At 64.7% G+C, this 12,941-nt stretch carries 15 protein-coding genes; 9 read left to right on the top strand and 6 right to left on the bottom strand.

Annotated elements, in window-relative coordinates:
* Positions 1-41 precede the first annotated feature (41 nt).
* On the bottom strand, positions 42-500 hold the full coding sequence (locus D3242_RS14010) for an Lrp/AsnC family transcriptional regulator (protein ID WP_064980448.1): 459 nt from the start codon (positions 498-500) through the stop codon (positions 42-44).
* Between the two features lie 170 nt (positions 501-670).
* Here D3242_RS14010 and D3242_RS14005 point away from each other — a divergent pair, with 170 nt between their 5' ends.
* Together D3242_RS14005 and D3242_RS14000 are read left to right on the top strand one after the other, a co-directional pair.
* The gene (locus D3242_RS14005; RefSeq protein ID WP_019860450.1) at positions 671-1,405 is read left to right on the top strand and encodes an AzlC family ABC transporter permease; all 735 of its coding nucleotides are present in this window, start codon (positions 671-673) and stop codon (positions 1,403-1,405) included.
* Complete coding sequence (locus tag D3242_RS14000; protein ID WP_038648827.1) at positions 1,402-1,701, top strand: AzlD family protein; 300 nt, start codon at positions 1,402-1,404, stop codon at positions 1,699-1,701. The genes D3242_RS14005 and D3242_RS14000 overlap by 4 nt, the downstream gene beginning before the upstream one ends.
* Before the next feature lie 54 nt (positions 1,702-1,755).
* Here D3242_RS14000 and D3242_RS13995 read toward each other — a convergent pair whose 3' ends face one another.
* Positions 1,756-2,388 carry an FMN-dependent NADH-azoreductase gene (locus D3242_RS13995; RefSeq protein ID WP_019860448.1) on the bottom strand — a complete coding sequence of 211 codons (633 nt, stop codon included), beginning with the start codon at positions 2,386-2,388 and terminating at the stop codon, positions 1,756-1,758.
* A gap of 107 nt (positions 2,389-2,495) precedes the next feature.
* Here D3242_RS13995 and D3242_RS13990 point away from each other — a divergent pair, with 107 nt between their 5' ends.
* Complete coding sequence (locus tag D3242_RS13990; RefSeq protein WP_064980446.1) at positions 2,496-3,455, top strand: LysR family transcriptional regulator; 960 nt, start codon at positions 2,496-2,498, stop codon at positions 3,453-3,455.
* A 73-nt stretch (positions 3,456-3,528) separates the two neighbouring features.
* Here D3242_RS13990 and D3242_RS13985 read toward each other — a convergent pair whose 3' ends face one another.
* On the bottom strand, positions 3,529-4,134 hold the full coding sequence (locus tag D3242_RS13985) for a TetR/AcrR family transcriptional regulator (protein WP_064980445.1): 606 nt from the start codon (positions 4,132-4,134) through the stop codon (positions 3,529-3,531).
* Between the two features lie 66 nt (positions 4,135-4,200).
* Between D3242_RS13985 and D3242_RS13980 the strand changes: the two genes are divergently transcribed.
* Entirely contained in the window at positions 4,201-4,626 is a 426-nt protein-coding gene (locus D3242_RS13980; protein ID WP_064980443.1) for a VOC family protein, read from the top strand.
* A gap of 3 nt (positions 4,627-4,629) precedes the next feature.
* Here D3242_RS13980 and D3242_RS13975 read toward each other — a convergent pair whose 3' ends face one another.
* Positions 4,630-5,580 (bottom strand): S1C family serine protease, encoded by a 951-nt coding sequence (locus tag D3242_RS13975; RefSeq protein WP_064980441.1) that lies wholly within the window; start codon positions 5,578-5,580, stop codon positions 4,630-4,632.
* 225 nt (positions 5,581-5,805) lie between these two features.
* On the opposite strand from D3242_RS13975, the gene D3242_RS13970 reads away from it, so the two are divergent.
* The 3 genes from D3242_RS13970 to D3242_RS13960 all read left to right on the top strand — a co-directional run bounded on the left by D3242_RS13970 (position 5,806) and on the right by D3242_RS13960 (position 8,290).
* Positions 5,806-6,678, top strand: a complete 873-nt coding sequence (locus D3242_RS13970) for a S1C family serine protease (RefSeq protein ID WP_064980440.1) — start codon at positions 5,806-5,808, stop codon at positions 6,676-6,678.
* A gap of 8 nt (positions 6,679-6,686) precedes the next feature.
* Positions 6,687-7,322, top strand: coding sequence for a helix-turn-helix transcriptional regulator (locus tag D3242_RS13965; RefSeq protein WP_038648811.1), 636 nt, complete (start codon positions 6,687-6,689; stop codon positions 7,320-7,322).
* Between the two features lie 101 nt (positions 7,323-7,423).
* Positions 7,424-8,290 (top strand): SDR family oxidoreductase, encoded by an 867-nt coding sequence (locus tag D3242_RS13960; RefSeq protein WP_064980438.1) that lies wholly within the window; start codon positions 7,424-7,426, stop codon positions 8,288-8,290.
* 81 nt (positions 8,291-8,371) lie between these two features.
* Here D3242_RS13960 and D3242_RS13955 read toward each other — a convergent pair whose 3' ends face one another.
* Positions 8,372-8,890, bottom strand: a complete 519-nt coding sequence (locus D3242_RS13955) for a TIGR00645 family protein (protein ID WP_019860440.1) — start codon at positions 8,888-8,890, stop codon at positions 8,372-8,374.
* A gap of 314 nt (positions 8,891-9,204) precedes the next feature.
* Positions 9,205-11,472: an OmpA family protein gene (locus tag D3242_RS13950; RefSeq protein ID WP_064980436.1), complete on the bottom strand. Its 2,268-nt coding sequence runs from the start codon at positions 11,470-11,472 to the stop codon at positions 9,205-9,207.
* Positions 11,473-11,670: 198 nt separating this feature from the next.
* On the opposite strand from D3242_RS13950, the gene D3242_RS13945 reads away from it, so the two are divergent.
* Both D3242_RS13945 and D3242_RS13940 read left to right on the top strand, forming a co-directional pair.
* On the top strand, positions 11,671-12,117 hold the full coding sequence (locus D3242_RS13945) for a YcgN family cysteine cluster protein (RefSeq protein ID WP_019860437.1): 447 nt from the start codon (positions 11,671-11,673) through the stop codon (positions 12,115-12,117).
* 204 nt (positions 12,118-12,321) lie between these two features.
* Entirely contained in the window at positions 12,322-12,708 is a 387-nt protein-coding gene (locus D3242_RS13940) for a hypothetical protein (protein ID WP_027047253.1), read from the top strand.
* Positions 12,709-12,941: the final 233 nt, after the last annotated feature.

The following is a 12,941-nucleotide window of genomic DNA, read 5'->3' as shown; positions in this document are numbered from 1 at the left end:
GAAACGCTGCTCCAGGCATGCGGGCCGCTCTGTGGCACCAGTCAGATCGGCAGTTCCGACGTGTACTTGATCGTCCAGCTCGGCACGTCGGTCTTGACGTTCTGGACGCCCTTGATGCGGCTCAGATGCTCCGACTGGAAGCGGCGATAGTCGTTGACGTCGGCCGCCACCACGCGCACCAGGGCATCGCAGTCGCCGAGCATCAGGTAGCATTCCATGACCTGCGGCAGCTTGGCCACTTCGGTGGCGAAGTGCTGGATCGTGTCCTCGTCCTGCGTCTTCAGCCAGATGCGGGTGAAGAAGGTGAGGCCCTTGTCGATGCTGGCCGGGTTGAGCACGGCGACATAGCGGTCGATGACGCCTGCCTCCTCCAGCAGCTTGACACGACGCAGGCAAGGCGAGGGCGACAGGCCAACCTCGTTGGCCAAATCGTTGTTGGCCATGCGGCCGTTGCGTTGCAGCGCCCGCAGGATGCGCCTGTCGATGTCGTCGAGTTTCATGGCTCTAGATTCCATATTTTTGATAATATGTGACATTCAGTGCCAAAAATGGATGAATTGCAACAATCTTCGCAACCAAATTGCGGAGAGGTGGGGGTATGTTTGCCGCCGGTATCATGAGAGTTCAAAACCCAGGGAAGCGGCGGCCGCGAGGCCGGCCGCGGCAGAGCATGAGCATTTCACAGGCAGTCGAAGCGGCGGGCGATGGTTCGGGATCCGAGTTCCGCCGGGGCGTGGCGTCCTGCGCGCCGGTGCTGTTGGGCACCATCCCCTATGCGCTCGTGCTTGGCGCGCAGGCAACCCAGAAAGGGTTGAGCACGCTCGAACTGTCCATGATGACGGGGCTGAACTTCGCTGGCGGCTCGGAATTCGCTGCGATCCAGTTGTGGACAGCGCCGCCGCATATCCTGCTCATCGTCGCCATCACCTTCCTGGTCAACAGCCGCCATCTGCTGATGGGAGCAGCACTTGCGCCGTTCCTGCGCGATCTGCCGCGACGCAAGGTGTTTCCAGCACTTTTCGTCCTGTGCGACGAAAGCTGGGCGCTGGGCCTGGCCGATGCCAAACAGCGCGCCGCGGCGGGCATCACGCCGGCCTTCAGCCCGCGCTACTATATGGGCGCGGCACTGGCGATGTACCTGACATGGTTTTCCTTCACCACGCTTGGCGCCTTGCTCGGCCCGATGCTCGGTCATGTCGAGACCTATGGTTTCGACATGGCGTTTCCAGCCGTCTTCCTGGTGCTGATGCGCGGCATGTGGAAAAGTGTTTCGGCGGCGCGGCCCTGGCTGGTCAGCCTGGTCATTGCTGCCCTTGTCTATCTCTTCATTCCTGGTGCCTGGTATGTCGCGGCGGGCGCGGTGTCGGGGCTGCTTGCCGCCTGGCTGATGGCAGGTGACGCATGATCGACACGGCGACCCTTCTCACCATCGTGCTGATGGCCGGCGTCACCTATCTCACGCGGATCGGCGGCTATGTCGTGCTGCGCAACCGCGTGCTCAGCGCGCGTGCGACCGCGGTGATGGAGGCGGCGCCCGGTTGCGTGCTGATCTCGGTCATCGCGCCGGCCTTCGTGTCGCGCAATCCCGCCGACCTTCTGGCGCTGGCCATCACCTTCATCGCGGCGACGCGGCTTCCCATGCTGCCGACCGTGCTGATCGGCATCGCTTCGGCGGGGCTGCTCAGGCATTTCATCGGCTAAAATGAAAAAGGCAGGCGCGAACGCCTGCCTTTCGAGTTCAAATGATCGAGAGCCTTACGCGGCAACTGCGGCCTGCTGGCTGGCGACCACGGCGTCGACCTTGGCGGTCGCCTTGGCGAGCGCCGCGGTGACCGCGTCAGGACCCATGCCGACGCCTTCGATGCGGATGACGTCGACATCGGTCATGCCGAGGAAGCCGAGCACGCCGCGCAGATAGGGAATGGCGTGATCGAACTGAACGGCCGCACCTTCCGAATAGATGCCGCCCGAAGCCAGCACGATATAGACCTTCTTGCCGGTGACGAGGCCCTTGGGGCCGTTCTCGCCATAGGCAAAGCTCCGGCCGGAGCGGGCGATGTGGTCGACCCAGGACTTCAGCGTCGAGGAGATGTTGAAGTTGATGAAGCCGGTGGCGAGGATCACCGTGTCGGCGGCGAACAGTTCGTCGAGCACGACGTCGGAGACGCCGACGACTTCCGCCTGGCGCGGGGTGCGCGCTTCAACCGGCGTGTAGATGCCGGTCGCGTAGTCGGCATCGATATGCGGCAGCGGGTTGGCGACGAGGTCACGCACGACAAGCGTGTTCGACGGATCGGCGGCGAGGAGCTTTTCGGCGAATTCGGTGGCGATGCGGGTCGAGTGCGAGGCGGCGCCGCGCGGGCTCGAGGTAACGAGAAGAATGGACATAGCGGGTTTCTCCAGTGGAATGAATTGTCCCGCTAGATATGGGATATCCATCCATCAGATAAACTGGTATATTTTATATACGATCCATCCACAAAATAGATACAGCGATGCAGCCCAACCCGACACTCGACCAGCTTCAGATATTCGTTGCCGTCGCCGACAGCGGGAGTTTCTCGGCGGCCGGCCGCAGGCTCAACCGGGCGCAATCCGTCATAAGTTATGGCATCGCCAATCTCGAGGCGCAGCTGGGGCTGAAGCTGTTCGAACGCGAGGGCACGCGCGAGCCGCAACTGACCGAGATCGGCCGGTCGATGCTTGAGGATGCAAGGCGCATGATCGGGGTCCTGCAGCGTATGCGGTCGCGCGTCGATGGCCATCATCATGGACTGGAGGCCGAAGTGGCGCTGTCGGTCGACGCGACGTTGCCGTCGCCCGTGCTGGTGCGGGTGCTGAAGGCGTTCGAGGCGCAGTTTTCGACCGTGATGCTGCGCCTGCATATAGGCTCGCTTGGATTGATCCCGGACCACGTCGTCAATGGACAGGCCGATCTTGGCATTGGCGGTCTGCTGGGCGAGGTCGACGTCCATCTCGTGCGCATCGGCTTCATGTCGATGGTGCCGGCGGCGGCCCCCGGCCATCCCCTGGCGCTGCTGCCGAAGCCGGTGAAGATCGGGGATGTGCGCGAGCACACGCAACTTGTCGTCACCGATCAGTCCGAACGCACCAAGGGGCGCGACTATGGCGTCTTTGCCTACCGCACCTGGCGGCTTTCGGACATGCGCACCAAGCATACGCTGATGCGCGAGGGGCTGGGCTGGGGTGGGCTGCCGCGCTGGCTGATCGCCGACGATCTGGCCACCGGCCGTTTGGTGGAACTTGATCTCGAACCCTACGAGGAAATCAGTTCGCCACTGTTTGCCATGCATCGCAACGATCGCAGCCCGAAACCGGCCGCCGCCTGGCTGATCGAACGGTTCAAAAGCGAACTCGGCTGCTTCAACGAGTTCAAGCCGGGCGAGGTGCCTACAGCGCCGCGCGTCCCTGGGGACGCGCAAAGGACGCTGTAGAACCTTGATTTTGCGCATGATCTCCAGCGAACGTCGATTCCGATTTTTGCTGATGCGAACCTTTGGTTCGGGGTCATGCGCTGGGACGAGTCGGAGACAATCCGTCAATCAGCGCCATGAGCACGGCGCGGTAATCCTGCGCCGAAGCGCCGGCCTCGATGGCAAGTGCGGCGCGGTCGAAGGCGGAGGCAAGCAGCGCGGTCAATGCATCCACCGGCAGTCTCGTCATCGCGTTGGCCCGCATCGCCGCGACCAGGCCCTCGCGCAGCGAGCGGTTGCCGTGGCGGTTGTCGATCGCATCCATGGCGGCGCGGCCAAGCACGGCGGGGCCGTCAAGCAGCAACAGCCGCGTGCGGCCGGGCGCGCGCATGGCGGCGAGATAGGCGTCGGAGCCGGCGATCAGCGCATCGCGGGCCTCGAGCGAGGGTGGCGAAGCGCGCTCGATCTCTTGCGCCACCGCCTGCGCCTCCTGCTCGACCACGGCGGCGAACAGCGCCTGCTTGTCGGCGAAGTGATGGTAGAGCGCGCCGCGCGTCACGCCGGCAGCGGTGACGATCTCCGGCGTGCCGGTCTCGGCATAGGATTTTTCCGTGAACAGCTTTCGCGCCGCCGCGATCAATTCGGCGCGAGTCGCCTCAGTGCGGTCGCGGTTGGAACGGCGCGCGGATTCCTGTTGCATACATGCAGCCTGTATGTTAATTCGATTTACATGCAGACTGTATGTTATGTCCAGGGAGAAGGAAAGATGAAGACCACGAGCTATTACCCCGTGCTGATGACCGGCGACGTCGCCGGGACGGCGGCCTTCTATGTCGAGCATTTCGGCTTCCGGCCGTTGTTCGAAAGCGACTGGTATGTGCACCTGCAATCGGTGGATAATAAACGCGTCAATCTCGGCATCGTCCAGGGCGACCACGAGACGATCCCGGAGGAGGGGCGGGGGCGCAGTTCGGGCCTGTTGATCAATTTCGAGGTCCGCGACCCCGATCCGGTCTATGAGCGGATCCTCGCCGCTGGTCTGCCGATCCTGCGAGCGCTGCGTGACGAGCCCTTCGGCCAGCGCCATTTCATCACCCGGGACCCCAACGGCGTGCTGATCGATGTCATCAAGCCGATCCCGCCCAGCGAGGAATTTCTGGCGCAATATGCCGAGGGCGCAGCGGGGGTTTGACCCTCAGCCCGCCCTTGCCACCGGCGTCACCGCCACCTGGCTGACGCCGGTGCGGCGTACCACCGTGCACAGCGTCTCGCGGCCGATGCGCTCGGCGTCGAGCATCCGCACGAGGTCGTCGACGCCGGTGACCGGGCGCCCGTCGATAGCCGCGATGATGTCGCCCTCTTTCAGCCCCGCCTTGGCCGCCGGGCCGGTCTTTTCGACGCTGCGCAGCCGCACGGCGGTGCTGGTCGACACTTGCGACAAGAGCGCCGCGCGGCGCGGCAGATTGGTTGTATCGGCCGAGACGCCGATGAAGGCGCGCCGCACGCGGCCGAAGCGGATGATCTCCGAAATGACGAAATTGGCGGTGTTGGAGGCGACCGCGAAGGCAATGCCTTGCGCACCGTGGATCATGGCGGTGTTGACGCCGATGACCTCGCCTGCCGACGACACCAGCGGCCCGCCGGAATTGCCAGGATTGAGCGCGGCATCGGTCTGGATGACGTCGTCTATCAGCCGGCCCGTCGAAGCGCGCATCGAGCGGCCGAGCGCCGAGACGACACCCGAGGTGACCGTCCATTCGAAACCGAGCGGATTGCCGATGGCGATGGCGATCTGGCCGCGCCGCAGCCGCTTGGAATCGCCGAGCGGCGCGACATCAGTGAAGCTGCCGTCGGCGCGCACCAGCGCGATATCGGTGTCGGGATCGCGGCCTAGCACGCGGCCCTCGCTTGAGGCGCCGTCCGGCATCGACACGCGCACCGTCCTGGCATCTCCGACGACATGGAAATTGGTGACGACCAGCCCGTCCGGCGCGATGACGAAGCCCGAGCCATGTCCACCCTGGCCGCCAATGCGCTCGATGCGGCAGACGGCCGGACCGATGCGGTCGACCGCATCGGCGACCGTCATCGAATAGGCGTCGAGCAACGTCTCGTCAGATTGGAATTTGGCGGCGGCGAGGGCCATGGATGGGCTCCGTGTTTTCAGGCTTGATCGTGATTTTTTCCTGTTCGTGCCGTTATCCCGAAACCGCTGAGCACTTTTGGGCGGCACGCACTATATGTGCGGAGCGGCTGGAACGGCCGCGACCTGACCAGATGGCCAGTCAAACCGCCAACTAGCCGTCAGGCGAGTACCTCCAGGGGCGCCGTCGGGCGATATCTGGGACATGACGAACCCCAGGAGACATCGATGAGTGATTTCAATCTGAATGCGTTTTCGCAAGCCGTTGCCGACCTTGCCGGGAAGGCTGCGCCGGCAATGGCTAGCTTCGCCACCCATCACCATCGCACGGCAAGCGCCTTCCACTGGAGCGACGGCTATTTCGTCACCGCCGAGGAGGCTGTCGAGGCCGGCGAGGAGATCGAGCTGATGCTGGCTTCGGGCGTGACGGTGAAGGCCGAACTGGTCGGCCGCGATCCGTCGACGGGCGTTGCCTTGTTGAAGCCCGCGGATGCGGCTGGCGCGCCTGTCCTTGCCAGGGCCGATGCCGTTCGACCTGGCAATATCGCCATCGCCATCGGCAACAGCCAGGGTTCGGCGCTGGCGGTGTCGGGCTCGGTCGGCGAAGTCGGTCCGGCCTGGCGCTCGATGCGCGGCGGCACGATCGACCGCCGCATCCATCTGGCTGTCGGCGCCGGCGGCCGCTTCGAGGGCGGCCCGGTGCTGGACGCCAAGGGCGCGCTGATCGGCATGCTGTTGTTCGGGCCGCGCGGCCGTGCGCTGGTCATGCCCTATGAGACGATCGAGCGGGCAGTGGCGACATTGCGCGAAAAGGGCCATGTCGCGCGCGGCTATCTCGGCGCCGGCCTGCATCCGGTGCGCGACCGCGACGCCCATGGTGCGATGGTGATGAGCCTAGACGACGCCGGTCCGGCCAAGGCCGCCGGCCTGTCGCTGGGCGACATCATCGTGGCATGGAACGGCGAGGCCGTGCATGGCCCGCGCGACCTGATCCGTCGGCTCGGCCCTGACAGCGCCGGTGCTTCCGTGACGCTTGGCGTTGTGCGTGGCGGTGAACAGCGCGATGTGACATTGACCATCGGCGAAAAGCCGCTGAGCTGAGAGGATCGATGGAAACGCTCGCCGGCGACCGGATCGTGAGCAACAGCGCCGCTTCGCGGCGGCTGGTGGTGCTGGTTGCGCTCGGCGATGCCGCGCGCGCCGAGCGCCTGGCCGCCACGCTTGCCGCCAGCGACGACCTGCTGCCAGTGGTGGCCGGCGGCGGCAGGGCCGATGTCGCCATCATCGATGACAGGAGCGGAGATGCCGCGCCGGCCTCCATACCGCGCGTGCTGCTGTCAGGACGCACCGGCGGCGAGCGGCCCGCCGGCGAGGTGTTCGCGGTCATGCCCGCGAGCGCCGACGATCTGCTGATCGCCGCGGCGGTGCGGCTGGCGGCGGCCGGCTATCGCGTCACGGGCGAGGGCAGAAGCGGGCGCCATGAGGATTTCCATGCCGGCCAGGACGAGCCGTTCGAGGATGAGGTCCTGGACGAGCATGCCGCCCGTCCAGCGCTGTCGCCGCGCGAGGCCGAAGTGCTGGCGTTGCTCGCCGAAGGCGCGCCCAACAAGGTGATCGCTCGGCGGCTCAACATTTCCGTGCACACGGCGAAATTCCATGTCGCGGCGATCCTGATCAAGCTGGGGGCGGCCAACCGCACCGACGCCATCGCCATTGCGATGCGGCAGGGGCTGGTGCTGGTTTAGCCTCCGCTGCGTAACCCACATCCGGGCATCTCGGGCCTTGCGCTGTGGTCGCCCGCCGCGCAAAGGTTCGCGCCTGCCATGTAGCAAGGGAGGCGCAAGGAATGTCGCTCAAGGGAAAGACGCTGTTCATCTCCGGCGGGTCGCGCGGCATCGGGCTGGCGATCGCGCTGCGGGCGGCGCGCGACGGCGCCAATGTGACGATCGCCGCCAAGACCGCCGAACCGCATCCCAAGCTGCCGGGCACGATCTACAGCGCGGCGCAGGAGATCGAGCAGGCCGGCGGCAAGGCGCTGCCTGTGCTTTGCGACATCCGCGAGGAGGCGCAGGTGGCCGAGGCTGTTGCAAAGACGGTCGAGAAATTCGGCGGCATCGATATCTGCGTCAACAATGCCAGCGCCATCCAGCTCACCGGCACGCTGGAGACCGACATGAAGCGCTACGACCTGATGCACCAGATCAACACGCGCGGCACCTTCCTGGTCTCCAAAATATGCATTCCACACCTGAAGTTAGCCAATAATCCTCACATCCTGAATCTGGCGCCGCCGCTCGACATGAAGGCCAAGTGGTTCAAGAACCATGTCGCCTACACCATGGCCAAGTTCGGCATGTCGATGTGCACGCTCGGGATGAGTGCGGAGTTCGCCAAGGACGGCATCGCGGTCAATTCGCTGTGGCCGATCTCGACCATCGACACGGCGGCGGTGCGCAACCTGCTCGGCGGTGCGACGGTCGCGGCGATGAGCCGTTCGCCCGACATTATGGCCGACGCCGCGCATGCCATCTTCATGCGGCCCTCGCGTGAGACATCAGGCAATTTCTACATCGACGAAGAGGTGCTGCGCGCCGAGGGCGTCAGCGACTTTGCAATCTATGCGCCCGGCGCGACCGGACCGCTGGCCGGCGACTTTTTCGTGCCGGACGAGGTGTTTGCGAATTCGGAGACGAAGGTCAGAAGCATTTACTGACTGGAACCACGCCCGCCGGCGCTGCCCTTCATCCGCCTGCCGGCACCTTCTCTCCGTATAGTGACGGGCGAGAAGGGAGCCTCACACCTCTTCCTTCTTGCCTTTGCTCAAACCCATCAGCCTGTCGATATAGGCCAGCATCAGCGCCGAGACGACGAAGGCAAGGTGGATGATGGTCAGCCACATCAGCTGGTCGGTCGAATAGGAGGATGAGTTGAGGAACACCTGCAGGAGGTGAATGGAGGAGATCGCGACGATGGTCGAGGCGACCTTGACCTTCAGCGAGCCGACATCGATCGTGCCCAGCCAGTGCACGCCGCCGCCGTCCTGGTCGTCGAAGCGGCTGACGAAGTTTTCGTAGCCCGAGATGATGACCATCACCACCAGCGAGGCGACCAGGGCGGCATCGATCAGGCCGAGCATCTTCAGGATGGTGTCGGTGTCGCCGAGCATGAATACCGTGGTGATGAATTCGTAGAGCTTCTTGCCGAAGGACAAGGCATAGACGGCCAGTGCCAGGCCGAGCCCGATATAGAAGGCGACCAGCAGCCAGCGCGAGGCAAGGATGATCGATTCGATGGCGAGTTCGAGACGCTTCATGAATGGTTCCGGTTGTTCCCTGGTCGGTGGCTGTATTTCGGCCAGGCCGATGCTTTTTGCAAGATAGCAAAAAACCCCGCCGGAGAGGGCCGGCGGGGCTCAATGCGTCCCGCTGGAGTCGGGACGGGGCAGGGAACGCCCAGCCCTGAATCTGGGGTCAGCAAGCCTGTGATTCAATGAGCCGGTTCCGATGCCGGTACAAATCTTCTTGAGCCCGGTGCCGGGATCCGAAGCTCTCCCATCCCCGATCGAGTCGGGGATGGGTGCTTCTCGCCTTGAGTCCGCAAACCAGGTCATGGTTTTGAAATCATGACCTAATTGTTGCTGGCGACCGGTGCCACCAGCGAGGTGATGCGGCGGATGGCGACGCGCCGGTTCTCGCGGTTGGGCGCCGAGGTGTTGACCTTCAGATACTGCTCGCCATAGCCCTGCGTCGTCAGGTTCTCCGGTGGGATGCCGAAGGCATTGGTCAGCGCTTCGGCAACCGCTTCGGCGCGGCGGTCCGACAGGGCAAGGTTGGCTTCCGGCGTGCCGACGGCGTCGGTGTGGCCCTCGATCAGGAAGGTCTCGGCCGGGTTCTTCTTCAGCAGTTTCTCCATGGCGCTAGCGACGCCCTCGAGCTTCTGCACCTCGGTGTCGGAGATCGAGGAGGAGCCGAATTCGAAGTTCAGCGTGTCGAGGTCGACGCGGCGTGCGATGTCGCGCACGCGGGCCGAACGCTTGACCTCGTCGATCGAATAGAGACGCTGGACCCTCTCCACTGGCGGCTGGTCGAGGAAGGTGTAGTAGTCGTCATCGCTTTGGACATCCTCGGAATCGAGGATGTACTGCCGGCGTGGGATGTTGAGCCGCATCGGCGGCAGGTCGTCGCCGGGATCGCGCCAGTCGCCGTCATCCTGATAGTTCCGCTCGTCGACATAGCTCAGCACATATTCGCGCCCATCCGGCGTGATGCGCGAACGCTGGATGACATCGCCGTAACGGTTGCGGATGGTGACGATCTGGACGCCATTGTCGCGTTGGACCGTCTCGCGTGTACGGCCCTGCGACAGATCCTCGTAATAGACGTCCTTGGCGCCGCGGTTCATCCGCGAGCCCTCATTGCTCTGGACGATCGTCTGGCCGCCGAGCTGGATGATGACGCGGTCGCCAATCTCCTTGAGCACGTCGACGCCCTTGGGACGACGGCGGTCGCGGATGTTCTCGTCGGGCGCCCGGTCGAGGCGCTTGCCCTTCTCTTCCGTTACCGGGACGAGCTTTTCAGGCTTGATCTCCTGCTGGGCTGCCTTGTCGTCGGTTGGAGGCGGACCCTGGTCGACAGGAGCAACCACCGGCTTCTGGCCCTGGTCGCCGCCTTGCTGGGCGTTCTGGCCACCATTCTGCTGTTCGCCATTCTGCTGGCCGTTCTGGTCGCCATGCTTGCGGCCGCCGCCCTTGCGCTGGGCATCCTTCTGGCTGTCGAGGATGGGTGCAGCGTTCTTGTCGGCGGGCGCTTCGCCCTGCACGGGGTTTTCCCCCTGGGCAGGCGCGGCCGTGTTGCCATTGGCGGGCTGTTCACCGGTTGCCGGCTTCACGCCATTGGCCGGTTGCTCGCCCGTCGCGGGCTGCTTGCCCGTCTGCGGTTGTTCGCCTGTCGCCGGCTGCTCGCCATTGGCGGGCTGTTCGCCCGCGGGCTTCCTGCCGTGCTTCTTTGTCTTGTCCTGGGGCTGCTCGCCCTGGGTCGCGGGCTGTTCGCCGGCAGGCGCGGGTTCAACCTTCGGCGTCACGGCTTGGCCGGCCGGAGCTTCCTTCGGCGTGGGTGCGGCTTCCGGCGTCACCGCCGGGGCAGTAGGCGCCTCCTTCTGCTGCTCCTGCTTGTGTTTCTTGCCGGGCTTGACTGGCTGGTTGTCGTTGGCGGGCTGTGTCTCACCAGCCGGAGCCTGTTCGGCTGGCGCCTGCTCGGTCTGCTGCTGCTGATCGCGCTTCTTCTTGCGCGGCTGCTGCTCTTCTGCGGGTGCCGCCTGTTCGGCCGGCGCCTGCTCGGTCTGTTGCTGCTGGTCGCGCTTCTTCTTGCGCGGCTGCTGCTCTTCTGCGGGTGCCGCCTGTTCGGCCGGCGCCTGCTCTGTCTGCTGCTGCTGGTCGCGCTTCTTCCTGCGTGGCTGCTGCTCTTCGGCGGGGGCTGCCTGTTCGGCCGGCGCCTGCTCTGTCTGCTGCTGCTGGTCGCGCTTCTTCCTGCGTGGCTGCTGCTCTTCGGCGGGGGCTGCCTGTTCGGCCGGCGCCTGTTCGGCCTGTTGCTGCTGTTCGTGCTTCTTCTTGCGGGGCTGCTGCTCCTCGGCGGGTGGAGCAGGCTGTTCGGCAGCCGGGGCTGCCTGCTCGGCCGGCGCCTGTTGGGCCTGCTGATCGCGCTTCTTCTTGCGCGGCTGCTCCTGGTCGGTCGGCTGTGCCTCGTCGGTCGGTGCGTCCTGTGCCAGGATCAGCGGCGTTCCACCGCCTTGCGTGGGGTCGAACGCGGCACTTCCCTGAAGCGGGAACGCGCCCAACGGCGCGGATGCCATCAACAGGCCAAGTGCGGTGCCTGCCAGAATCCGTGGTTGGCGTTTCATCGAAAACTCTCCTTGTGGGGTCCCATCCTTGCCGAAACCGATCTTAGCCCGATTGGTTCCAGTTTGGCGGGGATAGACGCCGTAAAGGGCGTTTGGCCGGCCTTTTGAAGGCAACTTCGTGTCATTCGGCCCGGTTGCGGCCGCATTTCAACCGTTGTCGCGCTTGACCTTGGCGATGGCTGGGGCCACATCCCCAAAATGGAAACGCCGTTCTGGAAAACAAAGACGCTGGAGCAGATGAGCCCGGCCGAGTGGGAATCGCTGTGCGATGGCTGCGGCAAATGCTGCCTGTCGAAGCTCGAGGACGAGGACACCGGCGAGATTTACTGGACCAGCGTCGGCTGCCGGCTGTTCGACGCGCAGACCTGCCGCTGTTCAGACTACGCCAACCGGCTGGCGCGCGTCCCCGATTGCGTTGGGCTGACGCCGCAGAATGTGCGCACCATCAGCTGGTTGCCAAGCACCTGCGCCTACCGGCTGGTGGCCGAGGGCCGCGATCTCTATTGGTGGCACCGGCTGGTGTCGGGCAGCGCCGAGACCGTACACGAGGCCGGCATCTCGATGCGCGGCCGGGTGAAGGCGAGCGAGACCGACCTGGCCGAGCCTGAAGATTATTTTGATTATATGCTCGACCACGAGCCTTGAGGTCCGTTCCGCACAGCTCCGAACAAGGAATACGAGCAACAACGTTTTGAGCGCGCATTGCTCGAAACCTGGCGAAGATTTCCTTTCCCGCCATATGAACCGCAGATGAACGGCGGGTTCGTAAACAGTTCAGACAGGCTGGTGCATTCTCCCATCATCGCTTTCAAGAGGACGGGCACAAGCCCGCAACAAGGAGAGAAGACCATGTTCAACACGGTGAAAACGGCAGCCCTCTCGGCCCTGGTCGGCCTCGGCGCGCTGACAGCCATTCCCGCCCATGCCGACAGCCTCTATCTCGGCTTCGGCAACAACCAGGATCCGCGCTTCGGCGTCTACGCCGGCGACGACGGCTATCGGCATCGCCGCGATGAGCGCCGTGACGACTGGCGCGGTGACGATTGGCGCCGCGACGGCTGGCGCCGCGGCTGTTCGCCGGATCGCGCCCTCGACAAGGCGGAGCGCATGGGCCTCTACCGAGCCCGCATCGTCGACGTCAACCGCCGCGTGGTCAAGGTCATGGGCCGCCAGGACGGCGACCGCGTCGTCGTCGTGTTCGCCAACCAACGCGGTTGCCCGGTTATCTATCGCTGAGGCTGCAAATCGGAGTGGCATCATCTTCTTCGAAGGTGAGCCTGGAGACGTGATCCCTACGGGGTCAGTCTGGAGACACGACCTTCTATGAAGGTCGGTCTGGAGGCATCATCTTCTTCGAAGATGAGCCTGGAGACATGACCCCTACGGGGTCAGTCTGGACTAGCGGAGCCCCTGTCCCATCGGGCGGGTGCGGCTCGAAAAACCCCCGCGGGAGCGATCCCGCGGGGTTT

This window comes from Mesorhizobium jarvisii (assembly GCF_003601985.1).
GTDB lineage: Bacteria > Pseudomonadota > Alphaproteobacteria > Rhizobiales > Rhizobiaceae > Mesorhizobium > Mesorhizobium jarvisii.
This window is presented reverse-complemented; position numbering and strand designations above follow the sequence as displayed.

Excerpts from the sequence above, each read along its gene's own strand:
- D3242_RS13975 (WP_064980441.1), bottom strand. The coding sequence starts at position 5,580 with ATGGCCCTCGCCGCCGCCAAATTCCAATCTGACGAGACGTTGCTCGAC.
- D3242_RS14000 (WP_038648827.1), top strand. The coding sequence starts at position 1,402 with ATGATCGACACGGCGACCCTTCTCACCATCGTGCTGATGGCCGGCGTC.
- D3242_RS13940 (WP_027047253.1), top strand. The coding sequence starts at position 12,322 with ATGTTCAACACGGTGAAAACGGCAGCCCTCTCGGCCCTGGTCGGCCTC.
- D3242_RS13965 (WP_038648811.1), top strand. The coding sequence starts at position 6,687 with ATGGAAACGCTCGCCGGCGACCGGATCGTGAGCAACAGCGCCGCTTCG.
- D3242_RS13995 (WP_019860448.1), bottom strand. The coding sequence starts at position 2,388 with ATGTCCATTCTTCTCGTTACCTCGAGCCCGCGCGGCGCCGCCTCGCAC.
- D3242_RS13960 (WP_064980438.1), top strand. The coding sequence starts at position 7,424 with ATGTCGCTCAAGGGAAAGACGCTGTTCATCTCCGGCGGGTCGCGCGGC.
- D3242_RS14005 (WP_019860450.1), top strand. The coding sequence starts at position 671 with ATGAGCATTTCACAGGCAGTCGAAGCGGCGGGCGATGGTTCGGGATCC.
- D3242_RS13945 (WP_019860437.1), top strand. The coding sequence starts at position 11,671 with ATGGAAACGCCGTTCTGGAAAACAAAGACGCTGGAGCAGATGAGCCCG.
- D3242_RS13980 (WP_064980443.1), top strand. The coding sequence starts at position 4,201 with ATGAAGACCACGAGCTATTACCCCGTGCTGATGACCGGCGACGTCGCC.
- D3242_RS13950 (WP_064980436.1), bottom strand. The coding sequence starts at position 11,472 with ATGAAACGCCAACCACGGATTCTGGCAGGCACCGCACTTGGCCTGTTG.
- D3242_RS13985 (WP_064980445.1), bottom strand. The coding sequence starts at position 4,134 with ATGCAACAGGAATCCGCGCGCCGTTCCAACCGCGACCGCACTGAGGCG.
- D3242_RS13990 (WP_064980446.1), top strand. The coding sequence starts at position 2,496 with ATGCAGCCCAACCCGACACTCGACCAGCTTCAGATATTCGTTGCCGTC.
- D3242_RS13955 (WP_019860440.1), bottom strand. The coding sequence starts at position 8,890 with ATGAAGCGTCTCGAACTCGCCATCGAATCGATCATCCTTGCCTCGCGC.
- D3242_RS13970 (WP_064980440.1), top strand. The coding sequence starts at position 5,806 with ATGAGTGATTTCAATCTGAATGCGTTTTCGCAAGCCGTTGCCGACCTT.
- D3242_RS14010 (WP_064980448.1), bottom strand. The coding sequence starts at position 500 with ATGAAACTCGACGACATCGACAGGCGCATCCTGCGGGCGCTGCAACGC.